The 23,204-nt window shown below is 64.1% G+C and carries 21 protein-coding genes and 1 tRNA gene; 6 read left to right on the top strand and 16 right to left on the bottom strand.

From position 1 onward, the window contains the following. The first annotated feature begins 13 nt into the window (after positions 1–13). The gene (locus tag BH93_RS25060) at positions 14–448 is read left to right on the top strand and encodes a MarR family winged helix-turn-helix transcriptional regulator (protein WP_037173225.1); all 435 of its coding nucleotides are present in this window, start codon (positions 14–16) and stop codon (positions 446–448) included. A 6-nt stretch (positions 449–454) separates the two neighbouring features. On the opposite strand, the gene BH93_RS25055 is transcribed toward BH93_RS25060, so the two are convergent. The 5 genes from BH93_RS25055 to BH93_RS25035 form a co-directional block, all read right to left on the bottom strand. After that, positions 455–616: a hypothetical protein gene (locus BH93_RS25055; protein ID WP_165712864.1), complete on the bottom strand. Its 162-nt coding sequence runs from the start codon at positions 614–616 to the stop codon at positions 455–457. A 172-nt stretch (positions 617–788) separates the two neighbouring features. Next, entirely contained in the window at positions 789–1,463 is a 675-nt protein-coding gene (locus tag BH93_RS25050; protein ID WP_037173224.1) for a TIGR04282 family arsenosugar biosynthesis glycosyltransferase, read from the bottom strand. Further along, complete coding sequence (locus BH93_RS25045; protein ID WP_052065060.1) at positions 1,460–2,074, bottom strand: glycosyltransferase family 2 protein; 615 nt, start codon at positions 2,072–2,074, stop codon at positions 1,460–1,462. The genes BH93_RS25050 and BH93_RS25045 overlap by 4 nt, the downstream gene beginning before the upstream one ends. A gap of 31 nt (positions 2,075–2,105) precedes the next feature. Next, positions 2,106–3,164, bottom strand: a complete 1,059-nt coding sequence (locus tag BH93_RS25040; protein WP_037173223.1) for an NAD-dependent epimerase/dehydratase family protein — start codon at positions 3,162–3,164, stop codon at positions 2,106–2,108. After that, positions 3,161–3,958 (bottom strand): S-methyl-5'-thioadenosine phosphorylase, encoded by a 798-nt coding sequence (locus BH93_RS25035; RefSeq protein ID WP_032405817.1) that lies wholly within the window; start codon positions 3,956–3,958, stop codon positions 3,161–3,163. The genes BH93_RS25040 and BH93_RS25035 overlap by 4 nt, the downstream gene beginning before the upstream one ends. A gap of 79 nt (positions 3,959–4,037) precedes the next feature. On the opposite strand from BH93_RS25035, the gene BH93_RS25030 reads away from it, so the two are divergent. Then, positions 4,038–5,354: a hypothetical protein gene (locus BH93_RS25030; protein ID WP_037173550.1), complete on the top strand. Its 1,317-nt coding sequence runs from the start codon at positions 4,038–4,040 to the stop codon at positions 5,352–5,354. Here BH93_RS25030 and BH93_RS25025 read toward each other — a convergent pair. The 5 genes from BH93_RS25025 to BH93_RS25005 all read right to left on the bottom strand — a co-directional run bounded on the left by BH93_RS25025 (position 5,341) and on the right by BH93_RS25005 (position 10,770). Then, a complete protein-coding gene (locus BH93_RS25025; RefSeq protein WP_080734215.1) occupies positions 5,341–6,006 on the bottom strand; it encodes a methyltransferase domain-containing protein in 666 nt (221 codons plus the stop codon). The two genes, BH93_RS25030 and BH93_RS25025, sit on opposite strands and share 14 nt — an antisense overlap. Beyond that, positions 6,003–6,473: a hypothetical protein gene (locus BH93_RS25020; RefSeq protein ID WP_032405292.1), complete on the bottom strand. Its 471-nt coding sequence runs from the start codon at positions 6,471–6,473 to the stop codon at positions 6,003–6,005. Before BH93_RS25020 ends, BH93_RS25025 begins: the two co-directional genes overlap by 4 nt. Positions 6,474–6,564: 91 nt before the next feature. Further along, positions 6,565–7,263, bottom strand: a complete 699-nt coding sequence (locus BH93_RS25015) for a hypothetical protein (protein ID WP_032405820.1) — start codon at positions 7,261–7,263, stop codon at positions 6,565–6,567. Between the two features lie 161 nt (positions 7,264–7,424). Next, a complete protein-coding gene (locus BH93_RS25010; protein ID WP_037173222.1) occupies positions 7,425–9,011 on the bottom strand; it encodes a GMC family oxidoreductase in 1,587 nt (528 codons plus the stop codon). Between the two features lie 34 nt (positions 9,012–9,045). Further along, positions 9,046–10,770: an aldehyde dehydrogenase family protein gene (locus BH93_RS25005; protein WP_032378380.1), complete on the bottom strand. Its 1,725-nt coding sequence runs from the start codon at positions 10,768–10,770 to the stop codon at positions 9,046–9,048. 190 nt (positions 10,771–10,960) lie between these two features. Between BH93_RS25005 and BH93_RS25000 the strand changes: the two genes are divergently transcribed. Next, entirely contained in the window at positions 10,961–12,139 is a 1,179-nt protein-coding gene (locus tag BH93_RS25000) for a PucR family transcriptional regulator (RefSeq protein WP_037173220.1), read from the top strand. A 4-nt stretch (positions 12,140–12,143) separates the two neighbouring features. On the opposite strand, the gene BH93_RS24995 is transcribed toward BH93_RS25000, so the two are convergent. The 6 genes from BH93_RS24995 to BH93_RS24970 form a co-directional block, all read right to left on the bottom strand. Next, positions 12,144–13,103 (bottom strand): esterase/lipase family protein, encoded by a 960-nt coding sequence (locus tag BH93_RS24995; RefSeq protein WP_037173218.1) that lies wholly within the window; start codon positions 13,101–13,103, stop codon positions 12,144–12,146. Between the two features lie 179 nt (positions 13,104–13,282). Next, a complete protein-coding gene (locus BH93_RS24990; protein ID WP_037173216.1) occupies positions 13,283–14,134 on the bottom strand; it encodes a glycoside hydrolase family 16 protein in 852 nt (283 codons plus the stop codon). A 269-nt stretch (positions 14,135–14,403) separates the two neighbouring features. After that, positions 14,404–14,477 (bottom strand) — tRNA-Gly (locus BH93_RS24985). A gap of 32 nt (positions 14,478–14,509) precedes the next feature. Beyond that, complete coding sequence (locus BH93_RS24980) at positions 14,510–16,291, bottom strand: putative bifunctional diguanylate cyclase/phosphodiesterase (RefSeq protein ID WP_052065032.1); 1,782 nt, start codon at positions 16,289–16,291, stop codon at positions 14,510–14,512. Between the two features lie 117 nt (positions 16,292–16,408). Further along, complete coding sequence (locus BH93_RS24975) at positions 16,409–18,520, bottom strand: Rv1355c family protein (protein WP_037173213.1); 2,112 nt, start codon at positions 18,518–18,520, stop codon at positions 16,409–16,411. Continuing rightward, a complete protein-coding gene (locus BH93_RS24970) occupies positions 18,517–19,230 on the bottom strand; it encodes a hypothetical protein (RefSeq protein ID WP_052065031.1) in 714 nt (237 codons plus the stop codon). Before BH93_RS24970 ends, BH93_RS24975 begins: the two co-directional genes overlap by 4 nt. 140 nt (positions 19,231–19,370) lie before the next feature. Between BH93_RS24970 and dcd the strand changes: the two genes are divergently transcribed. From dcd to BH93_RS24955, 3 genes are all read left to right on the top strand, one after another. Further along, positions 19,371–19,949, top strand: coding sequence for a dCTP deaminase (gene dcd, locus BH93_RS24965; protein WP_037173212.1), 579 nt, complete (start codon positions 19,371–19,373; stop codon positions 19,947–19,949). Between the two features lie 165 nt (positions 19,950–20,114). Further along, the gene (locus BH93_RS24960) at positions 20,115–21,665 is read left to right on the top strand and encodes an Hsp70 family protein (RefSeq protein WP_165712862.1); all 1,551 of its coding nucleotides are present in this window, start codon (positions 20,115–20,117) and stop codon (positions 21,663–21,665) included. Positions 21,666–21,719: 54 nt separating this feature from the next. Further along, positions 21,720–23,162: a CYTH and CHAD domain-containing protein gene (locus BH93_RS24955; RefSeq protein ID WP_037173208.1), complete on the top strand. Its 1,443-nt coding sequence runs from the start codon at positions 21,720–21,722 to the stop codon at positions 23,160–23,162. Positions 23,163–23,204 lie beyond the last annotated feature (42 nt).

Raw genomic sequence — 23,204 nt, 5'->3', positions numbered from 1 at the left:
GTAATCTGGACACGTGAGTGATCTACCCGATTCCGGGCTGGCCAGGGATCTGTCCGTCAGTGCGATGAGGTTGAATCGGAGGCTGCGTCTGCGCCATTCCAGCGACAGATTGCCCGTCGCTCAGCTGTCGATTCTGACGACTCTGCTGCGAGAAGGGCCGATGACGACGGGTGAGTTGGCGGCGCGGGAGCGAATAAAGCCACCGTCGGTGTCGCGGTCATCGCACACGTTGGTGGAATCCGGTTTGATCTCTCGGGCACCGCACCCGACGGATGGCAGGCAAGTGGTTCTGCAGCTGACCGATACCGGGACTGCTGCCGCGCGGGACGAGGTCGCGTCTCGGGAGATTGCGCTTGCCGAGCAGTTGGAGAACCTGACGGCACAGGAGCGGGAGACATTGGCCGCCGCCGCCGGCATTCTCACCGAGATCGTCGAACAGGTCGACTGAGCTTCGTCAGTTGTCGTTCCGTACTTCGTGATCGAGGGTGTCGATGTCCCACTCGAGAGTCGAGCCCAATTCTTCCGAATCGCCCCGGCGCGCGACGCGACCGAGGACGGTGGCGACGACTGCCGCGCACACCATCCATACGGTAACGACTATCCACAACCCGGTCATGACACACTTTCTAGCACCCGTGTCTGTGAAATCGCCGTGAAACGGTGATTCGGCTTTGTTGCGATTCGATATTGGTCGTCGATGGTTCGACAATCAGGACATATCGAAGGCGCTGTTCCACAACAGATGTGGAGTTTCGGGCTTTACGGAACCAATTCGGGCAAAACAAACCTCACGTAACGGACTCGAAATCCTGTTTCGATCGAATTCGGTCGACGGCAATGCGGAACCGACTCTCCGGTGCGCACTTGTGGGATACCGGGTCCAGATCCGACTCGAAATCGACATCCCGCAATTTTTCGAGCATGGTCAGCGACGCCCCCGCGGCCGTCAGCGCGGCGTGTGTGTCGGTGCCCGTCGACGGCACCGACATGGGCACGTCGAGCAGGGCCCGTGCCATGGCCGGGTCACGCAGGCCCAGCGCCCACCAGCCGCCGTCCTCGGCCGATCCGAGCACGTCGCCATGGTCCAGCCGCGCGGCCGCGTCGGACAGTATCTGCGCGGTTACCTGGGGTGTGTCCATACCGATCTGCAAGACGGCTCCGTCGGTGGCCGCGTCTGCGTGTGCGTTCGCCAGCCGTTCCCCCAGTCCGTCGCCGCGTTGCGTGATCACCGTGAACGACGCCAGAGCCCGAGTCAGTTCGTCGGAGCGGGCCGCGTCGGCAAGGGTGCCGGTGAGAGCCACGACGCGGTGATCGACGTCGGACGCGGAGACGGCATCGAGGGTGTCCAGCAGCGAGGCCGCGGCAAGCTCGGCCGCAGCGGCATCCCCGATCGTGGCAGCGAGGCGTGTCTTGGCCAGGCCGGGAACGGGAGCTTTGGCAACGACGAGAGCGGTGACGATCACGAAAGAACCTTCCAGAAATCTCGCACGGCGACGATCGTTCCCTTCACCGAGCCCGAAACCTTGGATGTACCTGCCGTTCTCGGACGGTAGTCCACGTCGTGTTCGGCAACGGTCCACCCGGCTTCGGCTGCCAACACGAGCAGCTGGAGCGGGTAGCCCGAGCGGCGGTCGGTGACGCCGAGGTCGAGCAGTGCCTGGCGGCGGACCGCGCGGATGGCGCCGAGATCGTGCACCGGAAGCTTGTACTTGGTCCGGAGTCGAAGGGACAGAACGGCATTGCCGATCCTCGCGTGCAGGGGTGAGCTTCCCTTGGCCGGTCGTCGACGGCCGACGGCGAGGTCGGCGTGATCCAATGCGGCCACGAGCGTCGGCAGGTCACCCGGATCCATCGAGCCGTCTCCGTCGAGGACGCACACGATCTCGGTGTCGGCGGCGAGGACGCCCGCGTGCACGGCAGCCCCGTAACCAGGTACCGATTCCGACACCACGGTGGCTCCGTGCGCCGCGGCGACGGCGGCGGTGTCGTCGGTGGAGTTGTTGTCCACCACGATGGTCCGATACCCCGACGGCATCGAATCGAGAACTGCAGGAAGCGATTCGGCCTCGTTCATGCAGGGAACGACGACGGTGACCGAGCCCGGGTCAGACACGAGGGGGACCCGTACCCTCGGCGTCGCGCAACGGTGCGTCGGCGAATGCGGTGAGGCCTTCGCGAGGCATGACCTTCGCGCGGAATCCCAGAGTCCGTTCGGCGAGTTCCGAACTGGCGACGATGTGCCGCACATCGCCCGCTCGGTACTGTCCGGTGATCTCGGGTGCCGGTCCGCCGCGTGCGTCCGCGAGGATGCCTGCGACTTCACCGATGGTGATCGGTTGTCCCGAGCACACGTTGAGCGCGGTGAAGCCGTCCAGTGCGGCCGAGATCGACGCGATGTTGGCCGCCGCTACGTCGTGAACGTGGACGAAGTCACGGGCCTGCTTGCCGTCCTCGTAGACCGTCGGAGCCTGGCCGCGTTCGAGGGACGATCGAAACATCGCTGCCACACCGGAATACGGGGTATTGCGTGGCATGTGCGGGCCGTACACGTTGTGGTAGCGCAGTGCTACCACCGATCCGCCGGTAGCAATCGCCCAGGCGGAGGCGTAATTCTCCTGAGCAAGCTTGCTGGCGGCGTAGGTACTCCTGGGCTCGAGTCTCGAATCCTCCTCGACCAGAAGCCAATCGAGTGGCTCACCGGACCTGGGATCGCGGTTGTCGAACATGCCTGCGTCGAGGTCGGCGCGGGAGCGGGGCCGAGGAACGACGGTCTCGCCCGACGAATTGAGGTACCGCCCCTCGCCGTACACGACCATCGACGAGGCGAGAACCAGTCGGGTGCAGCCCGCCTCGTACATGGCTGCGAGCAGGACTGCCGTCCCGTAGTCGTTGTGGCTTGCGTACGCCGGGGCATCTGCGGCGTCGACGCCCGCTCCGACGACTGCGGCCTGATGACACACGACGTCCACTCCGCGCAGTGTCTCGACGAGTGCGTCCTTGTCTCGCACATCGAGGTCGATGATCCCATCGGCATGCGCGCCGGGGCCGTGCGCCGATTCGAGCATCGCGTCGACGCCGACCACGTCTAGGTCGGCGGTTCGCGCGGCGTCGAGGATGTGGCCACCGATGAATCCGGCTGCGCCGGTGAGGAGTACCCGTGTCATGGCAGCTCGATCGGCAGGGTGATCCCGGTGTGCACGCGGCACGTAGGGCAATCACCGGTCGGAGCGTCACGAACGGCCGATCGCACGAGGGTCTTGAGTGGTTCGATGTTCTTCTGGAATTCCGCGAACACGTCCACGGCTTTGACGCCCTGACCGGATTCGATGCCGGCATCGAGGTCGGTCACCAATGCGATCGGTGCATAACAGAGTTCGAGCTCGCGAGCGAGAACGGCTTCGGGGTGACCGGTCATGTTCACCAGTGTCCAACCCTGGCGGGCGAACCACTGGCTTTCCGCGCGAGTGGAGAATCGCGGACCCTCGACGACCACCATGACGCCGCCGTCGATCGCGGTGTCCTGGAGGGCCGCCCTGCGCAACTCCCCGCAATAGGGATCGGCGAACTCGACGTGGATGCCGCCCTGATCGAAGTAGGTCTGCGTTCGCCCGGAGGTGCGATCGACGAGCTGATCGGGAATCACGACGGTGCCGGGGCCGTACTCGGGCACCAGTGATCCGACGGCGCACGGCGCGAACACTCGACTCACCCCGAGCATCCGCAGCGCCCACATGTTCGCGCGGTACGGCAACGTGTGCGGGGAGTACTCGTGATTCCGCCCGTGCCGAGGGAGGAAGGCAACATCTCTACCCTCCACCTCGCCCAATGTGATCGGAGCGCTCGGGACTCCGTAGGGCGTATCGAGCACGATCTCCTCGGCGTCGTCGGCGAAGAACGAATAGAAGCCGCTGCCGCCGATGACGGCGATCTCGGCCCGTCCCTGCGCGTCCTTGTTCATCTGTTCATCCTCCATCACCGTCGGTCGATATGCTGATCGGAAGTCGTGTTCGTCTCGAGGTCCGCAGGGAGAAAACACTATCCGTTACTGGAGAGAAGCCGTCGCCGGTGCGCTCGCCGTCGCGCTCGTCGTGGTCGCGTTCATCGTGCCGTATCTGGGAAACGAACTCGTCACGCCCATCATCAACAGAACCCCTCAGCAGGTGCGCGATTTCGCAGACGCGGCACCGCTGTTCGGATTCCGTGAGATTCACTTCGGGTGGGGAACTCCGTTCGCCGTACTCATCGCCGTGGCCACCGTGCTGTGGGGGCCTACGGTGGCCCGCCGGTTGTCCTGGACGCGCTTGCTGTTCGTCGTCTGGGGCGCGTCCGCAGCATGGACGATGTCGTTGGCGATGGTCGATGGGTGGAGGCGCGGCTTCGTCGACCGGCTGGCGTCGACGGACGAGTACTTGCACGAGGTGCCGGGGATCACCGACCTTCCCGCAACTCTGCGCGGGTTCTCCGAGAGAATCCTGGATTACCAGGCGGATTCGTGGACCACGCATGTCTCGGGACATCCGCCGGGCGCGTTGTTGACGTTCGTCTGGCTGGACCGCCTCGGCCTCGGCGGCGGTGCGTGGGCGGCGACGCTCTGCGTGTCGGTCGGGACGAGTGCCGCAGTGGCTGTCGTCCTCACGCTGCGGGTGTTGGGCGACGAGAAGATGGCCAGGCGCGCGGCGCCGTTCGTGGCCATCGCGCCGGCCGCGATCTGGATCGCCGTGTCGGCGGATGCGTTCTATGCCGGGGTCGCCGCGTGGGGTATCGCGCTGCTGGCGATCTCCACGAAGCGGTACCTGTGGCCCGCGTCGATCGGTGCGGGAGTGCTGCTCGGTTTCGGTATCTATCTGAACTACGGGCTGGTGCTGATGGGCTTGCCCGCGGTGGCGGTACTGATTGCCGGTCGAAAGATTCTCCCGTTCGTGGGCGCGGTCATCGGAGCGCTGATCGTCGCGGGAATATTCACGGCGTACGGATTCTGGTGGTACGACGGTTACGAGTTGGTGCAAGAACGTTACTACCAGGGCATCGCCAAGGATCGCCCGTTCGAGTACTGGGGTTGGGCCAACTTCGCGGCGCTGTTCTGTGCGCTGGGTGTTGCTGTGCCAGCGGCATTCCCGCGAATTCTCACGCGAGTGCAGCCGATCAACCTGCTGGTGATCGGCGGCCTGGCGGCGGTGGTCATGGCAGATCTGAGTCAGTTGAGCAAGGCCGAGACCGAGCGAATCTGGTTGCCGTTCGCGATGTGGATGCTCATTGCGCCCGCGGTGTTGCCGATGCGCACGCACCGATTCTGGTTGGCACTGCAGGTGATCGGCGCATTGGCGGTCAATCATCTGCTGTTCACGAATTGGTGAGCGGTGCAGGCGTCATCTGGGCGAACCAGCGCCCGTCGATCGGTGCGACGTCGATCATTCGAAGGCCTGCTGCCCGAGCGAGATCCGCGGTGGCGTCGGCGCTGACACTCGACCACGCGAACCAATCTCCGACCATGGTGTCGGTTTCCCAGCGCACGGTGCGGTGCCGCACTCCGTAGTTGCTCGGCGCATCCACCTCGGCGATGACGGCTCCGTGCGGTGCCAGCAGGTCGGCAGCGCGGCGCAGCAGCCGAACCGGATCGCCGCCGATGCCGATGTTTCCGTCAGCAAGCAGCACGCAGGACCATTCGCCGGTGTCGGGCAGTGGCTCGAAGATGTCCTTCAGGACGGCGTTTCCGCCGCGGCCGATGGTCAGGTCGACGGCTGCCTTCGAGGTGTCGACGCCGAGTGCCGACACTCCCCGTCGAGCAAGTGCTTCGGTGAGGCGCCCGGGCCCGCAGCCGAGGTCGAGGGTGGGGCCGGTACATCGACTGATCATCGCGTGGTCCGCACGGCGATCCTCCACGGACGAGGCATCCCCGCCCATCCAGCGGGCAGTGGGTAGACGTTCTCGTGAGCCGTCGGAATCGCCTATCCAACAGGGCAATCCGGCTGCTGCGCGGTGGAAGAGTGTATCGGCGGTGACGCTCATGCTCGGCTCCGTACGAGGATCAATCGAATGAAGTAAGCGGCTGCGCTCACGGTGAACAACGCGGCGGTGAGCGCGAGCCAACGACCGAGGAAGGGCTCTTGCGTCAAACCGGTTGCGGCCCGATACGACTCCGCACCCTGGGTGAGTATCCCGGGAAAGAACATGAGAAACGTCAGTCCGGCTCCGAGAGCGGGAACGCGAACGTAGTTGACCGGAGACAACATCCAGGGGCGGTGTGTCGATCCGGTGAGAAGTCGGTCGGCGAGCGAGTAGAGCGGATACAGCACGGCGTCGTGCAGCAGGACCGAACCGAAGAACCACACGATGATGGACTTCCACCACACGTCGTTGTTCCACAATGTTTCCGGTCCGGCAATCGCGATGACGTAACCGACGAGGGCGAACGAAAGCAGCAGACCGACTGCGTGCAGTGGGTGCCCACCGTAGATCTTCGTGAACGCTCTCATCCGAGGCTCCTGACCTTGCTATGCAAAAAGACCCGTGCGCGAGAGCCACCGTCTGTCACGGTGTGCTCTCGCGCACGGGGTCAGGCAATGGTTATGCGGCGGTCTTGACCGTGATGGTCGCAACGCCCACGAGCAGGCCCGGGGTCACAGCATCGGTGTTGAAGGTGCTGTTGAGCAGTCCGGCAGCGGTCTCCGAGATCTTCACCTGGGTGCCCTGCAGGATGGCGGTGTTGTCGGGTCCGGTTGCGAGCGGCTGCAGGGTGCGGCCGTCGAGATCGAACAGCACGGCGTCCGCAGCAGCCTCTTCGCCGTTGACGGTGACGTCACCGGTGAGAAGTGAAGTGCCCGGGTCGATGTCGAAGTTGGTGAGCTCGACGACGGTTTCGCCGGCGGTCAGCGACAGGCCGCTGCCGTCGTGCATGATCTCGCCCTGGACGTAGGGATCCACGGTGCCGGGCTCCCAGTACTTGACGTCTCCGCCGGTGATCGGGAAGCGGATGGAACCGTCTGCGAGAGTGGCGGTTCCGACTACGCCGGGCGTCAGGCCCAGGGTGGTCAGTGCGCCCAGGAAGCCGGGATCGAGTGCAACTGCGGTGTCGACGCCGTTGCTGAGGTCGGCGACCTCGGCAGCGGGCTCGGGGGTGCTCTCGGTGGTTTCCATGGCCGATGCGGCCGAGGACGTGGCTGCATCGACTGTGCTGGAAGCGTCGTCGCTGGAGCATGCGGCAAGCGGGACGATCGTCATTGCACCGATTGCGGTGGCGGCCAAAGCTTTACGAACAGTGAACATGTCGGTCAACCTTCCGTGCTCGTCTCTCGAGCGTTGTGGGTCATTCGGCGCTGCTTGCCGAGCGGATGGGTTACATCTCGATCCCTGCTGGGAGCGTGACAACCTGTTACCCGACAAACCGGACCGTCAAACCGGAAAGATTCCTGATGTTCGGTGCAGACTCAGCGAAGTATCAAATCCGCTGCCCGTTCTCCGATCACCACCGACGGCGCATGGGTGTGTCCGCGAATGATGCTCGGCATGATCGACGCATCGGCCACGCGAAGGCGGTCGACTCCCCTTACCCGGAGCTCGGAATCGACGACACTGTCGGCGTCGTTACCCATCCGGGCGGTGCCCACGGGGTGGTACAGAGTGTGCGCATTCTGCTCGAGGGCTTCGGTGAGCAGGTCCGCCGGGGAGATGTTCGACGCCACCCTGGGGCGGAGGATGTCGCCGAGCTCGCCCTTCAGCGAGGGGGTTTCCGAAATCGCGACGCAGGCCCGTAGCCCTTCGATCATGGCGCGGCGGTCGAGTCCGCCGGGGTCACTGAGATAGCGCGGCTCCACGATGGGCTTCGCCAAGGGGTCGGCAGAGCGCAGGGTGATCTCGCCGTGGCTCTCGGGTTTGACGAGTACCGCGCCGATGACGGCGGCGTGTGAGTCCTGGCCGACGAGTCCCTCGTCGAAGAACGGTGCCGGTCCGAAGATGAGTTCGACGTCGGGCAGGGCAAGGTCTTCTCGGCTCTTGATGAATCCGTACGCCTCGGCGACGTTGGAGGTGAGCATGCCGCGTCGGCGCGTGAGGTAGTTGACCAGCTCGGGGATCTTCTCGGCATGGAAGAGGGAGTCTCGTTCGGTTTTCCAGCCGATGAGGGCGGCCAGGTGGTCGAGGAGATTCTGTCCGACGCCCGGTGAGTGATGCTGAACGGCGATGCCGTGCGATTTCAGTTGTTCCTGGTCGCCGATGCCCGAGAGCATGAGCAGCTGTGGGGTGTTGATCGCTCCACCGGAGAGGATCACTTCCTTGTGTGCGCGCACGGTGTGTGTCTCGCCGCCGGAGATGTATTCGACGCCCACGGCCGCAGTGCCCTCGAACAGCACGCGAGTGGCGTGTGCCTCGGTGAGGATGGTGAGGTTCTTGCGCTTCTTCGCCGGTCGCAGGTATCCATCCGCGGTGCTCCACCGTGCTCCGCGCTTCTGGTTGACCATCGTGCGGGTGAAGCCCTTGGGCTCGGGCAGGTTGGCGGTTTCCAGCGGATAGCCCGCTTCTTCGACGCCGTCGAGGAACGACGACGTCAGGTCGCGAGGGCTGCGCTGGTGCGAGACGATGAGTGGGCCGTCGGTGCCTGCGTCGAGTGCTGTTGTGCCCTCGATGTTCTCGATCTTGCGGAAGTATCCGACGAGGTTACGGAACGACCAGGAGTCGTCGGAGACTGCCGCCCACTCGTCGTAGTCGGCGGCGAATCCGCGCACCCACATCATGGCGTTCATCGACGACGAGCCACCGAGCATCTTGCCGCGCGGCCAGTAGATGCTGCGATCTCGGAGCTCCGGCTGCGGTTCGGTCAGGTAATCCCAATCGACCTCGCTACGAAAGAGTTTGGAGAACGCAGCCGGGATGTGGGCGAACTTGTTCTTGTCCTCGGGGCCTGCTTCGAGCAGTATCACCTCGTTGCGAGGGTCGGCGCTGAGGCGATTGGCCACCACTGCGCCTGCGGAACCTGCGCCCACCACGATGTAGTCGGCAGTCTTGTGCTGTGAGCTCATCTTTGTCCTTGAAGTCGTGGCGGGCGCAGGGGTGTCAGCCGCGGAGGGCGGAGGCGAATATCGCGGGCAGTTTGGCCCAGGACGGTGCACCGGCGAATGCAGTGAGCAATTTGCCGGTCGATGCTGCGGTCTTGTTGGTGACGAACCACGGCGGCTTCGGGGAGATGGAGAGTTCGCCGTTGATCAGTGAACGCGACAGGGGACGGAAGGGGCCACGGACCACTGTTCTTTCGGCCCCGTCGATCAGCAATGCGTTGTGCACGATGCCGATTCCGCTCTGCACGTCGTCGACGGTGTGACCTGGGTAGGCGCCCCAGGTGGCCGATGCGGTGAGGAAGCCGAGCGCTGTCCATGCGTTCACGGCGATGGTGCCGTACCGCAGTTCGGCGAGCATGGTGTCGAACTTCTCGCCGAGTCCCTTGATGGTGGCAGGGGAGCCGATGATGTTGATACCGAGGGTGCCGGTGAATTCCTCGTTCGCGGCCTGGACGGCCTTGGCTGCGAATGCTGCACCGCTGTAGGGCAATTCGATGACACCCATGACCGGAGCGAAGTACTCGGTTTGCAGCAGGGGTGCGTATTCACCGGGGTTCAGATCGGTGATGAGCACGCGGCCCCCACCGTCGCCGAGTCGTTCCGCGGCCGGGTAGGTGGCGGTGGCGTCGGACACCCTCTTGTCGCTGCCCGGGTAGTAGGGAGTGCGTGCCGGTGCGCGATCGAGTGCCGCGCGCAGAGCAGCGATGAATTCGTCGCGCTGCTTCCATTCGGAGGACAGCACGACGACCTGTGATGCGACACAGTTGTACCCACTGTTGTGCAGGCGTTGGGTGGCAACGTGTTCGGCCTGGAACAAGATGTCGGCGCGGCTCCACTCACCCGGCAGCACGATGGTGGGCGAGACGCCGCCGAGCTCGCTGGAGATGTCCTTGGTGAGAATCGGGTCGTTCGCGGCCTTGCGGGCGGCTCCGTCGTTGCCCGTGCCGAACACGATCGCATCGTGTGTGAGGGAGCTACCGGTCATGTGAACGTGGTCGACGAGATCGTGCCGAACCAGGTAAGTGCCCACATCGGCACCGCCGGTGAGCAGGCGCAGTGCCCCGATGTCGACGAGGGGTGCAAGCACCTTCTCGAACACCGGTAGCAGCGGATCCATGATGGGGTTCAGCTTGAGTGCGACCACCCGGTTGAACGCGAGCAGTTCGTACAGGGCGTCGAGCGGGGCGATCGAGGTGATGTTGCCTGCGCCGAGTACCACTCCGATGCCAGCGGTGTGGGCCGGGTCGAGTTGGGCGAGCCCAGCGGTGCGCTGTGCGGTCGCACGATCGATTCCGGGCTTCAGCCATACCTCGCCGGTGAACCCGTTGAGTAGCAGGCGGTCGAAGATGTTGAGCGGCAGCACCGACACCGTCGTCCGCCCGCCGGGCGCCGTCCCGAACTTCACATCGGCCAGCGGACTGGTGCCCGCTTCCAGCGCGGTGAGCGTGTGAGAGAGGGCGCCGAGCGCACCGAGGAAGGAGTAGGGGCCGGACAGCCATTCCTCACCGACGAGGCTGGACGAGCTGTCGAGGCCCTTGATCGACGAGGCCGCTGTCACCCATTCCTGGGCGTGAGTGGAGGTCAGCGCGTGCATGCGTTCGAGCAGTGCCCGCCGGTCGGCCAGGGTGAGCTGTCCCCAGGTCTTCTCACCCTGAGACAGATCGGAGAGAGCGGCATCGACGGCTGGCTGGGAGTCGGAGCCAGTGGTCGGGACGGGATGCAGGTACGGGGTGGCTTCGCTGGTCAACTTCTCGGCTCCAGATCGTTGTTCGGGTACACGGCTTCGAGTGTGATTGTCGTCGCATTCGTGGCGCGAACGCTATGGGCCACCGCTCTCAATCGAGTCCCACCGTTTGTGCCGTCGCACAGTTCGGGTGTGGCGTGGCTTACATGGGTGCGGTTAGAGTTCTGTCATGACCGCGACCGAATTGGATCTGCATCCGTCACCGACCGATCTGGCCGCGACGATGCTCGACGGCGTCGACGATCTGGCGAGCGAACTGGTGCGTCGGATTCTGGGGGCAGAGCACGCATACCTCGAATCGACGCTGCTCACCCCCGAGCAGCTGCACGAGGCGGCGCGGAGCAATCTGGTGTCGATGCTGGGCAAGCTGTCCGGTCGCGCGCCCATGCAGCTGGAGTCGGCACAGGCCGCAGGCCGACTCAAGGCCGAGCAGGGGGTGCCGCTGGCAGCCTTGCTGCACGCGTTCCGGCTCGGCGGCAGGTTGGTCTGGGACGAGTTGATGCAGCGCTCGGACGGCCGGGCGAGTCACGCACTTCTCGACATGGCCGCACAGGTGTGGGCTCTGGTCGACGTGTATTCCGACGAGGCCGCGGAGGCCTATCGGCAGAGCGCAGACATGCGTGCCCGCGAGAGTGCCGAGGCCCGTGGCCGACTCATTCGGGTGCTCTTCGCCGATCACACGGCGAATCCGTCCGCGGCTGCCGACGCGCTGCGAGCATTTCGCATTCCCGACCACGGTTACTTCGTGGTGGTCTCGCAGGAGCCGCTGACCACGGCCGTGGGGGTCGACGGGTTGATCGCGCGACTGCGTGCGACGGGCGCCGAGTCCGTGTGGGATGCGGAGGTGGACGGAAGCGTCGGGTTGATGTGCGCGGCAACCGAATCGGAGATCGACTCTGCGTTGGTGACGCTGAGTGAATTGTGTGCGGGGCGGGTAGGGGTGAGTTCGGTCTTTCGGTCCCCGTCGGGTATCGGCGACGCCGTGGTTCAGGCGCGGTTGGCGAGATCCTGTTGCACTGTCGAGTCGACGCCGATTCGATACGACTCGGTACCGGTGCCGCTGTTGTTGGTCCGCGATCCGAAGTCGGGTCGCATCGCCTCGCGTCAGATCCTCGGCGATCTGCTGGCGTTGCCACGCGCCGAGCGGCAGAGCCTGCTGGCCACACTCGACGCGTGGTTCTCGTGCGGTGGATCCACCAAGGGCGCCGCCGAATCGCTGCACTATCACCGCAATACGGTGTTGTATCGGCTACGTCGAATTGCCGAGCTGACCGGCCGCGATTTTCGTGATCCCGTTCAGGCCGCAGAACTGTACGTCGGACTCAGAGCGCATCAACTGCTCACCTGAGACGTCAATTGCTGGCCAGGGCGACGTCGAGGATTCCGGATCCCAGGGGTACCGGGACGCACGTCGGTGGGCGTGCGTTCGCCGGATCCAGTGCATTGAGCGCCAAGCGCAGTGCAGTGGGATCGTAGGTGAACGTGAAGTGCGCTACCTCGGTGTCGGGGCACACGTCCTGCACCACGATGTTCTGGGCTCCGGGATCCCGAAGTAGCGCATTGGTATACGGCTGAATCACTTCGTCGACTCTGGTTGCGATGGACGTGTACTCGACGCCGGGCACGGTGTCGCCGCCTGCATTGAGGCGATCGAGAAAGTCGGATCCGGCCATCAGCTGCGCCAGCCCGGGTCCGAATTCGCCTGCCACCAGACTGGTTGCACCGGGCACAGCCTGCACGACGGGGGTGGCTCCGTACATGGTGCCGCCGTAGGTCGGGGATGCAATTCCCACCCAGCGACGCACCATGGCGTTACCGCCGAGCCGGTTGACGAAGTACCGTGCCACCGCCGCGCCCTGTGAGTAACCGACCACATCGACCGCTGCAGCCCCGGTCGCGTCCAAGATGGACTGGGCCATCGATTTCAGTTGTGCCGCACTGTCTTCGATGGCACCGTAGCCATTGCTCGTGCCGTCAGGAGATGCACCGTAGTTGATGGCGAACACGCAGAATCCGGCTGCTCGGAGTATCGGGGAGAAGGCGGCCCAATCGGAGTACGCAGTGGAGTCGGTGCCGTGCACCAGGACGACGGGGTCGGGGTGCTCTGCGGTGGGTGTGCAGCTCATGTCGTTGGACCCGGGTGGGGCGGCGTCACGGTTGGTTGCCGCGTAGCGGATGGCCTCGGCGTGATCGGGTTGCTCGGGCGCAGCCGCAATGGGCATCAGCGGAGTCGCTTGTGCGGTCGGTGCAGCGATGGCGACAGCAGCAGCGGCGATGACGAGGGTGATCAGACGATGGCGTGGTCCGCGCATGTACAGACGGTATTCCTGAATTTGTGAGATGTCCCTACGACCAACGCGTTTGACCGGTAAAAGTCCTAAGAATTGTTCTGCTACAAAGAACCGAGCAAAAAGAGGAGAAATGACCGACGCACGACGAGGGGCCCGGCCGATGTGGCTGGACCCCTCGATCGATCGGGCTTACCTGCAGGTCAGAGACGGCTCACGCGGAGCCAGTCGACGCTCATGGTCTGCGGGTACGGCGTGCTCGTGGGTGTCTTGCCGACCCAGTTGTTGCCCACTGCCACGTTGAGGAGGATGTAATGCGGCCAGGCACCCGAGAATGCCTTCCAGTTGCCGCCTTTCGCCTCGTACTGCGCCTTGGTCAGTGAATATCTCGCAACTCCGTCCACGAACCAGGTGATACTGGTCGGTAGCCAGTCGATTCGGTAGGTGTGAAACCCGTTTCCGACGGGACCCATTCCTCCGCCTGCTTTTACGTCCTGGCTCGAATTCCATTTCGAGGGACCGTGCAAATTGAACGAAGGCCCGTTCAATCCAGGAATTTCGACCGCATCTATCTCGCCTTGACTGGGCCACGAATACTCACCGCCGGGCTGAAGTCCCAGTGTCCAGAATGCAGGCAACAAACCCTGTGCGCTCGGCATCTTGATCGATGCCTCGATGCGTACCGGTGGGGTTGCCGACTGCTTCCCCATGCTGACCACGCGAGCGCTGGTGAAGTTGTTCGGTGCCCCCTTGCGGTCCGGCGGGGTTTCGCGACGCGCGGTGATGTTCAGGGTTCCGTTGAACTGGTTCGCATTGTTCCAGGAGTTCGTATAGTACTGCTGCTCACCGGAACTGGCACCCCACCGGCCGGTCTGGAACCCCCACTTGGAGGGGTCCGGTCCGCCGTAGCCGTTGAATTGATCTTCCCACAGGAGGGTTCCTGCTCCGCCTTGGGTTCTCGGGGGCGCAGCGAGCGCGGGGGCCGCAGTGGCCGACGAGACGGCAACGGCCAATGTCGTCAGGGTGACCGCAGCAAGGGTCGATAGTGAACGCATGAGGGGATTCCTGTCAGGTCAGATGTCGTGTGAAAGAACGTCGACATTCGATTTCTAGCACGCCGAAGAAGGCGGAAGAAGACTCTTTTGAAATGCAGGAATTCTTGCGAATACAATGAATGAATTCGCATACGCTATCGGTCTTTTGCGAGGGTACCGACCGATCGACCCGTTGGTCGGTTTGTTTCAGGAGTGAATGTAGTGACTCAGGATGGTCGGTGTGTTCAGGGATGCTCGCGAGTCGGAGGCGAAGCCGAAGGGTCGGTCCGTGGAGCCGGTGACGGGAATCGAACCCGCCTCTCAACCTTGGGAAGGTCGCGTTCTACCAATGAACTACACCGGCGTGGTGTTGCGTTGTTCAGGTTAGCAGGGCGCTCAGACGTCGATTCGCACACCGTGCAGCAGGATCAGGGCGTCTCCGGCGGCTACCGGTTTGGAGAACAGGTATCCCTGCGCGCGAGTGCAGCCCAGTTCGATGAGGGTGTTTCTGGCGCTCTGCGTTTCGACGCCTTCGGCGATGATGCTGAGCCCGAACGCGTCGGCGAGTCCGATGATGGACTGGACGATGGCGAGGTCGCCGGTGGTCCCGTTGCCGAGCTCGGTGACGAAGGCGCGATCGATCTTGAGTGCGTCGACGGGCAGTTCCTTCAAGTGCGACAGTGAGCTGTATCCGGTACCGAAATCGTCGATCGCTACTTGCACGCCGAGTTCGCGAAGTTCGCGGAGCGTTACGCGAGTGCGTGAAAGATCCTGTACCACTGCTACTTCGGTGATCTCCAGGCAGAGGTTGGGGCCTGCTATCGAGAACTCTTTCAGTGCTCTGGCGACGGCGCCGACGAAACCGTTGGTGACGAGTTGGACCGGCGATATGTTCACCCGCATCGAGATGTCGAGCTCGGGGATGTCCCGTTGCCAGTTGGCCAGGGTGCGGCAGGCGTGTTCGAGAACCCAGCGACCGAGTTCGCCGGCGAGGTTCGTCTCTTCGGCGACGGGGATGAACGCGGACGGGGGTAGCAGTCCACGGGTGGGGTGCTGCCATCGAACCAATGCTTCGACTGCGGTGATCCGTCCCGAGACGAGGTCCACCTCGGGCTGAAAATGCAGGATCAACGAGTCGCCTGCGATGGCGTCGCGCAGGTGGATCTCGACGTCGTTGCGTAGTTCGGAATCGGCATGCATTTCGTCGGTGAACAGAGCGATGTCATGACCGCCTGCACGTTTGGCAACCAATGCTGCTCGATCTGCCTGTCGCAGCAACGATTCCGCGGTGTGCCGGCCGGGTTGGCCGAAGGCGATTCCGATACTCGCGCTGCGGCTTATCCGTTCGACACCGAGGGTGACGGGTGCGTTCATGGCGTCGGCGATGAGTTCGGCGTGGTGTTTCGCGACGCGGGCCGAGCACGGTCCGGCGAGTACGACGACAAATTCGTCGCCGCCCAGACGCGCGACGATGCCGGCCGAATCGCCGACGAAGCTCTGCAGTCGGTTGGCGATGGTTTCGAGGAAGTGGTCTCCGGCGAGATGTCCGAGAAAGTCGTTCAGTGCTTTGAGTCGATCGAGGTCGATGTGCATCACCGCGACGGGACCGGGCATGGACGGGTCGAGTCGTTCGCGGAGGTGCTGCGCGAGGGCCGTGCGGTTCGGCAGTGAGGTCAAGTGGTCGTGCAGGGCCGAGAATCGCAGTTGTTCCTCGGCGATCACTCGTGCTTGTAGTTGGGAGAGCAGCGCCGCAATTGCTTTGAGAGCGTTGAGTTCTATCTCGGACCAGGAGCGGTCGCCGATCTTGATCAGGCCGAGGATGCCGATGGTTCGTTCCGCGTGCAGCAGCGGCACCACGGCCATCGACGTCGCGGAGAATCCCGATCCCTGCTCGACGCGTCGACGATAGCCATCCTGTTGCCGGCCCGGCCGAAACACTGCCGGTTCGGTCAGTGTTTCGGCCAGTGCGAACACCGAATCGGCGTCTTCGAATTTCACGACGGCCAACGGATCCGGATCGGGCCTACTCAGTCGTCGGGGCCATTCCGCGCTGAGCACAGTGGCTCTGGCCTCGAAATCGTTGTGCCTGAGGAAACCGAAGTCGATGCCGAGGTGGTCCACGAGTCGCCGCAGCACGGATTCGTACGCCTCGTGCACCGTCGCCGCATCGACTCCCATGAGTTCGGTTGCGACGCCGGTGACGAGAACCTCGAGCGTCTGTGTGTGCTCCAGTGCCCCGCTCCCGCCTCTTCCCAGACACAGTGCAGGACTGGTCCCCCTGGTCTTTGTCGGACTCTACCCCGATCCGAGAGCCGAAACAGGCACTCTGCGACTGTATATCCCGCTTTTCGGGGCGCAACTGAGCCGCAACACCAGCGCTACCGATTCGATGTCGGCGATGTCGAGGAGTGCGCGAAACCTCGAGTTCAACTCCAGCAACGCTTCTCCGCGATGCATCGACAGCTGCTGATGTTCTTCCGGGGTGCGTGCGTACAGGAACGCGGGGGAAACCGGCTGTACGGCCAGACCGTGCAAATGCGCAGTTACCCAAACGTTCTCCGTTGCATATCCTCCCCGAATGTAATGGTCTGCGGTCGATCCGGGTACGACGATCACCACGAGCGCCGAGCTCGACAGCACCCGATCGCGCATGTCGGACCCCAACGCCGCGCCGGCGTCCCAGGTATCGACGAGCGCCATGACGTCCGGCCGCTTGACGATCTCGAGCTTGGACAGATCCGCGTCGTCGATCCCCAGGCTCGATACCTCGATGCCTCGGTCCGGATCGGGATCTCCCGGCCATCTCAACTCGGAGAACATCTCTCGGTGCAGACGTGGTGTGAGATACCGAATACGGTCGGCGTCGGCGAGGATGTCCGCAGCGGCCGAAATGGATTCGCGTGCCGTCAGCAGCACGGCTCGCCCACCTTCCGCCGCGGCCGCAGTAACGACGTCTGCTGCAACGCTCGCGTCGAGAGGCTCGGCGGTGCCCAACTCCCGATCGGTGCATCGTCCGACAACGCCGTCGAGGAGGCGTCGATCGGTGATCGGTTCGGGGTCACGGTCACTCAACGAGATCTCGACTCCGTGGTCGGTGATGAGCTCACCGTCGAATCTGCCCTGAGCGGCGGCAGCCACGCGAGCGTTGAAGGCCGCGGCACCCACTGCTACACAGCTGCCGCGGAAAGCGATGTCGAGTGTCGAGGTGCGGGATCGGTCGATGCCTATCGTCACCGTGCGTCCGTCGGTCGACAGCGTCCACGGCTGACTGTTGCCGCCGGACGGTGCGCGTCGGGCAGCGTCGAGAACGGCTTCGTCGGGATCGACGGAGCTCGTCGGCGAACCGTCTGCACCCTCGTCCGGGGACAGTTCCTCCGTCCGAGTCGGATGCGGAGAGGCGAGCGCATCGAGATGAGTGTCGAGGTCGATCCGGATTCGTCCGGACGGCAGGTGGGCTCCGGTGCCGAAGCGTCGAACAGCGGCCGCGACGGTGGCACCACCGAGCTGGACGTCTCCGCCCAGCTGTGGCCACGTCTCGATCGTCTCGCTCACCTCCACCATCGATGCGGCCATGCGTGCCGAGAGGAGCGCGGCGTCCAGCTGGTCGAGCACGATCGGAATCTTGTCCCGGGTGCCCAGACCCCGCAGGCCCGTCGAGTCGATCTCTCCTAGTACGCCGTGGAACACCGGGCGCTCGGGTTCGAGGTCGAAGCGTTCGACGTCGAGCAATCCACGGTCGGATGTCTCCATCAACACCGGGATACGGCGCGATCTGGCAGCTTCGCGGGCGAGGACCTTGACGTCGAGTGAGTCGCATTCCTCGACGAGCAGGTCCAGTCCGTCGAAGAACCCGTCGATGGTGTCCTCCGTGATTCCGTCCTCGACTATTTCTATCCGCAGATACGGATCGATCTCCGCAATGCGTCTCGCCGCGACGACCGCTTTGTTGGTACCGAGATCGAGGATGGATGCCGGAATTCTGTTGAGATTGGAGAGCTCGATGGCGTCGAAGTCTGCAAGGCGCAGCGTTCCGCATATTCCTTCGAGTGCCAACGTGTGGGCAATGGCGTGTCCGACGCTGAGGCCGATAATTCCGATGGTGAGATCTCCCAATGAATTCTGTTCGGAACGGGTTATCTTGTTCCTGTTTCTGTCGAGTCTCAGGTGTCGAAATGCCGTGGGTCCGAGAACCGCGACCACCGTTTTTCTCCACGGGAAGTACACCCACCGGTCGTTCTCTTCGAGAACGCTCTGCTCAGGGCTGGGAAGGAGAGTGCGCAAGCCTTTTCTCTGCGTCTCGCGCTCGTCGAGAAATGTCAGGCTCGTATCCTGTTCGAGTTCCGTCAGGGCGGCGCGCTGTGCGGCATCCGTCTTGTCGAATATCACAGGCTGCCATACCTCGCTCATGATGCCACTGCTTCCGGGAGTTCGATGGACGGTCGACGGTGGGCGAGCAAGGTGACTGTGTTGCGACGCATCCGACGCCAGGTGGACAGTTCGGCGTCGAACGCGAGAGTTCGCCTGTCCCACCAGAACACCTCTGTTCGGTAACGCTCGTCGGGATAGGGGATGGGTTCGATCTGGGTGGCGATGATTGCGCCGGTGTCGAGCCATGCGCTGCGGACGTGGGAGGCGGCGGTGGCCAGTGCGTACCGCGCGCCGAGCAGCGCGGTGCTGTACGCGGGCGATTCCGCGATCACTGCCGTGACGGCGCGGCCGCGGTGTGCGTCCCGCGCGACCCATGCCGACTTGAGTTCGACCACCCCGTGCGCGATGCGCTCGTCGAGCATGGCCCGAACGCGGCGGCGGCCGGTGGGGTGTCCGGCGAATTCGACGAGTGCGTGTGATTGATCCACCGAGGAATACGGGCCTTGCACGCGCACCCCGCCGACCATCACCTCGGCGTGATCGAGTGCTGCGAAGAACAGGGTGGTGGTTTCACCGTCTCGAATGGTCGACATTTCGAGCGCAGAAGCAACACCGTGTCTCATATAACTTTCTTCTGCGCCGTCGAGGAATTGTTCCCACAGCACCGGATTGTTTCCGGGTGTTGCGGCGACAATGCGGCATCGAGATCGATCGTCCTGGTACGACGGAACGTCGAATGGAATTCTCATTTCACTCTTCCTGATAGGAGTTGCCCGAGTGTGAAAGTTGGTGCCGCTCGATTGTCCGGATTTTCTTTTGCCTAGCTACTCGCCCTGACCGGGGCTCGGGTGTGTCGCGGGAGGCAGTAGTGGACCAGTAGCCTGCAGAGGTGCTGCTCTCCGACCGTGACATCCGTGCCGAAGTGACCCTTGGCAACCTGGCCATCGAGCCGTTCGACCCGTCGATGGTTCAGCCGTCGAGCGTCGATGTACGGCTCGACAAGCTGTTTCGTGTGTTCAACAACACGCGCTACACGCACATCGATCCGGCCATGCAGCAGGACGAATTGACGACGCTGGTCGAGCCCGAGGCCGGCGAACCCTTCGTTCTGCACCCGGGCGAGTTCGTGCTCGGCTCCACCCTGGAACTGACGACGCTGCCGGATTATCTGGCCGGTCGACTCGAAGGAAAGAGCTCACTCGGACGGCTCGGTCTGCTCACTCATTCGACGGCAGGGTTCATCGACCCGGGCTTCAGCGGCCACATCACACTGGAGTTGTCCAACGTCGCCAATCTTCCGATCACATTGTGGCCGGGAATGAAGATCGGGCAGCTGTGCCTCTTCCGGCTGTCGTCGCCCGCCGAGAACCCCTACGGAAGCGCCGCCGTCGGGTCGAAGTACCAGGGCCAGCGCGGTCCCACCCCGTCCAAGGCGTACCTGAACTTCAATCAGTCGATCGTGGACTGACCCCCGAGTTTGTTTTCGGCCGTCGAAACATGACGAATGGCCGGTTGTAGCGGTACTCTGGTGACCTAACGTGGGTTGGGGCCTACCAGAACGAGGTTTCTTGTGTCCGCGGTTGTCGGTGCGTCTGTACTCGGTGCATCACTGGGATCGAGCGGTGTTCGCAGCGTGATCAGCAGCAACACTCCTCCCGGTTCCGTCCTGGAAGTACACGAACCAGTGGCGTCAGGGCCTGCACCCAACGGTCTTGCACCCGATCCCTGGGATGCCGTCATCACCTCGGTGCACAATCTGGCAGCCGAGCATGCGTCCGCTGACTACTACCCGGTGCTCGCACTTCGCGAAAGCGACCCCAGAACGGCCTTCGACCAGGATTTCTCCGACGACGTTGTGCTCGTCTCGGAGCTCGGTGCCCAGTTGGGTGCGCTCCGGGAAACGGGTGTGCTGGCCGGGGAAAGCTGCGTCGCGCTGTTCGACGTCGGTGCGTCCGGCACGTCGGTGTCCGTGGTGGATGTCCGCAGCGGCCGGGTACTCGCCGCGTCTCGGACCGATGAATTGGGTGGTGATGCCTGCGATCGTGTCCTGTGCGATCACCTCATTGCTATGTTCGGGGCAGCGGAAGCCCTGACGGTCGAGGCCAGGCGACGGCTCGTCCACGACGTTCGAGCCGGTAAACACCAACTGTCGCTCCTGCGCAGCGTCTCGGTTCTCGGACCTTTCGTCGGCGGTCGCGCGACCTTGTGGCGCGGCACTCTCGACGAGCTCATCGGCGACTCGGTCCACCGAGCCGTCTCGATGGCGGTCGATGTGCTCGACGCCGTCGGTGCGCGAGGCATCCGCGTCGACGCCGTCGTCGCGGTGGGTGGCGGCGCCAACATGCAGATCGTTCGACAGGTCTTGTTCGACGCGGTCTCGATGCCGGTGTTCGTTCCCGAAGAACCGGAACTGTTGGCGGCCCGCGGTGCTGCAGGGATTGCTCGGACGGTAGGCGTGCGGCCTGCGCCGATTGCGCACGACGCGATCACCGAGCAATTCGCGGCCGTCGGTGGCGAGTCCGCCGATCGCGAGGTGGCCGCAGTTGTCCCGGTGGGTGCAGTGGTCTCCAAACGCCCGCGCCACAGCGACACCTCCTCCAAGCGGATGACCAGAGCCAACAAGTCTCGGCATCTCGGACGCGCAGTCGCCGCACTGGTTGCGGTCTGTGCGGCCGGGACCGTCGTCGCCGCAGCAGCGCGGACCAGTACCGACGATCCGGCTCCGTCGGTCGGCAGCTCGCAGGATTCGTCGCAGACCGTCCGCTCCCAGTCCGTGGAGCCTGCATCGGCTGGTTCTCCTGCAGATCCGGATCGGTCATCGGTGCCGCTCGCGACCACGACGACGTCGACATTCCCGTCCGGGGACGCCTCCTCCCCGGTGCCCACGACATCTTCGTCGGACGCACCCACGACCTCCGATGCGGCACGAGCAACCACGACGCGGCGAACGACGGCCTCAACCGGTGCGACTCCCGACAACGACGGGTCGACGGCTCCCGTCAGGCCCACGTCGGAGCAGTCGACGGCGGTTCCGACGACGACGGCTTCACCGCCCACCACCACACAGGCTCCGGCGACCACCAGCACGCGGCCGACGACCACCACCACGCGTCCGACGACCACCACCCGCTCGACTCGGACGTTCGATTTCCCGTTCCCGAAGCTGGACATGCCGCGAGGCTGACGGGTCTGCACTTTCCGCCGCCGTCGGACCCGGTACTCGAGGCAGGATGGTCGCATGGAGTCGATTCAGACCGAGCGCGAAGACAAGTTCGACGTCGACGCACATTTCGAGTTGCCCACTCTCGCTTCGCTGGTGCCCACCGATGGGGTTCTGGCGTCGAGTGAGACCGATCTGATCAGCGAGTACTTCGACACCGCCGGGCACGATCTGTTGCGACGGGGAATCACGCTGCGGCGGCGCACCGGAGATTCGGACAACGGCTGGCACGCGAAGGTTCCGGCCGAGAAGGCGCGAACGGAGATTCGACTTCCTCTCGGCAGCGGTGCCGACGACGTGGTGCCCGACGAGTTGGCCGACGTTCTTCGCGGCGCCGTGATGGGCGGGCAGCTGTCCGCGGTCGCGACCTTGACGACGCGTCGGACGGTGCATTCGGTGTCCGACGCCGACGGGGCGGTGGTTGCGGAGATCGCCGACGACGAGGTGTCGGTGGTCTTGATCGGCGGCGCGACGGGGCCGCGGTGGCGGGAGGTCGAGGTCGAACTCGGCCCCGCCGGCTCCGAGTCGTTTCTGAAGAAAGCCGGAAAGCTGTTGCGCGGTGCGGGTGCTCGCCCGTCGGCGCATCCGTCGAAGTTGGATCGGGCGCTGTCCGTGGTGCGTGAGGTGCCGGCCGACACCGGAGTTCGGCTGCTGACGGATTACCTCGACGAGCAGGTGCAGGCAATCGTCGCGGGTGATGTGTATCTGCGTCGCGGGTTGGATCCTATTCATTCCACCCGGGTGGCCATCAGACGGTATCGCAGCACTCTTCGGGTGTTCGGGAGTGCGTTCGAGGACGAGGCCGCAGCTCATCTGGAGGCCGAACTATCGTGGTACGCAAGTCTTCTGGGTGAGGTGCGAGATCGTCAGGTGCAGCGCGCCCGGTTCGCGGCGGCGCTGCGTGAACTGCCGTCCGAATGGGTGCTGGGCCCCGTGGCCTCGCGTATCGAGAACGATCTGCTGGCAGAGCAGATTCGGCATCGTGAAGCGGCGATGGCCGAACTCGACGGCGACCGCTATCGCGCGCTGCTGACGCAGTTGTCGGCATGGTCGCGGGGGCTGCCGATCGACGGGGAGGTCAGTGATCGCCTGCTGGTCAAGCTTGCACGCAAGGCCGGGAAGAAGGCGATCGATCGTACGAAGAGTGCGGTGCTCGGTACCGACGACGAGGCGTTGCACCGCGCTCGCAAGGCGTCGAAGCGAGCTCGGTATGCGGCCGAGTTGGTCGCGCCGGTGGTGGACAAGAAGGTATCGAAAGCAAACATCAAGCGTTTCAAGATGATTCAGGAAGTGCTCGGCGAGCATCAGGACGCGGTGATCGCGGCGGGCATTCTGCGGACGCTGGGTGCGCGAGCCGGGACGACGGCAGGGGAGAACGGTTTCACGTTCGGTCTGCTCTTCGAGCGCGAGCGCCGCGCGGCAGAATCGGCCCGAGCCGAGGCGAGCAAACTGGAGTTCTGATCGTCGCGTAAAACAATTGAATGCCCCGTTTCGCGTTCCGAA

It is taken from the genome of Rhodococcoides fascians A25f (assembly GCF_000760935.2).
Taxonomy (GTDB): Bacteria; Actinomycetota; Actinomycetes; order Mycobacteriales; family Mycobacteriaceae; genus Rhodococcoides.
Note: the sequence above shows the minus strand (reverse complement) of the source record. Positions and strands in the feature narration are given on the sequence as shown.

Coding starts and splice junctions, on each gene's coding strand:
- BH93_RS25055 (WP_165712864.1), bottom strand. CDS start 616: ATGACCGGGTTGTGGATAGTCGTTACCGTATGGATGGTGTGCGCGGCA.
- BH93_RS25045 (WP_052065060.1), bottom strand. CDS start 2,074: ATGAACGAGGCCGAATCGCTTCCTGCAGTTCTCGATTCGATGCCGTCG.
- BH93_RS25040 (WP_037173223.1), bottom strand. CDS start 3,164: ATGACACGGGTACTCCTCACCGGCGCAGCCGGATTCATCGGTGGCCAC.
- BH93_RS25035 (WP_032405817.1), bottom strand. CDS start 3,958: ATGAACAAGGACGCGCAGGGACGGGCCGAGATCGCCGTCATCGGCGGC.
- BH93_RS25025 (WP_080734215.1), bottom strand. CDS start 6,006: ATGAGCGTCACCGCCGATACACTCTTCCACCGCGCAGCAGCCGGATTG.
- BH93_RS25020 (WP_032405292.1), bottom strand. CDS start 6,473: ATGAGAGCGTTCACGAAGATCTACGGTGGGCACCCACTGCACGCAGTC.
- BH93_RS25015 (WP_032405820.1), bottom strand. CDS start 7,263: ATGTTCACTGTTCGTAAAGCTTTGGCCGCCACCGCAATCGGTGCAATG.
- BH93_RS25010 (WP_037173222.1), bottom strand. CDS start 9,011: ATGAGCTCACAGCACAAGACTGCCGACTACATCGTGGTGGGCGCAGGT.
- BH93_RS25000 (WP_037173220.1), top strand. CDS start 10,961: ATGACCGCGACCGAATTGGATCTGCATCCGTCACCGACCGATCTGGCC.
- BH93_RS24995 (WP_037173218.1), bottom strand. CDS start 13,103: ATGCGCGGACCACGCCATCGTCTGATCACCCTCGTCATCGCCGCTGCT.
- BH93_RS24990 (WP_037173216.1), bottom strand. CDS start 14,134: ATGCGTTCACTATCGACCCTTGCTGCGGTCACCCTGACGACATTGGCC.
- BH93_RS24980 (WP_052065032.1), bottom strand. CDS start 16,291: ATGGGAGTCGATGCGGCGACGGTGCACGAGGCGTACGAATCCGTGCTG.
- BH93_RS24975 (WP_037173213.1), bottom strand. CDS start 18,520: ATGAGCGAGGTATGGCAGCCTGTGATATTCGACAAGACGGATGCCGCA.
- BH93_RS24970 (WP_052065031.1), bottom strand. CDS start 19,230: ATGAGAATTCCATTCGACGTTCCGTCGTACCAGGACGATCGATCTCGA.
- BH93_RS24955 (WP_037173208.1), top strand. CDS start 21,720: ATGGAGTCGATTCAGACCGAGCGCGAAGACAAGTTCGACGTCGACGCA.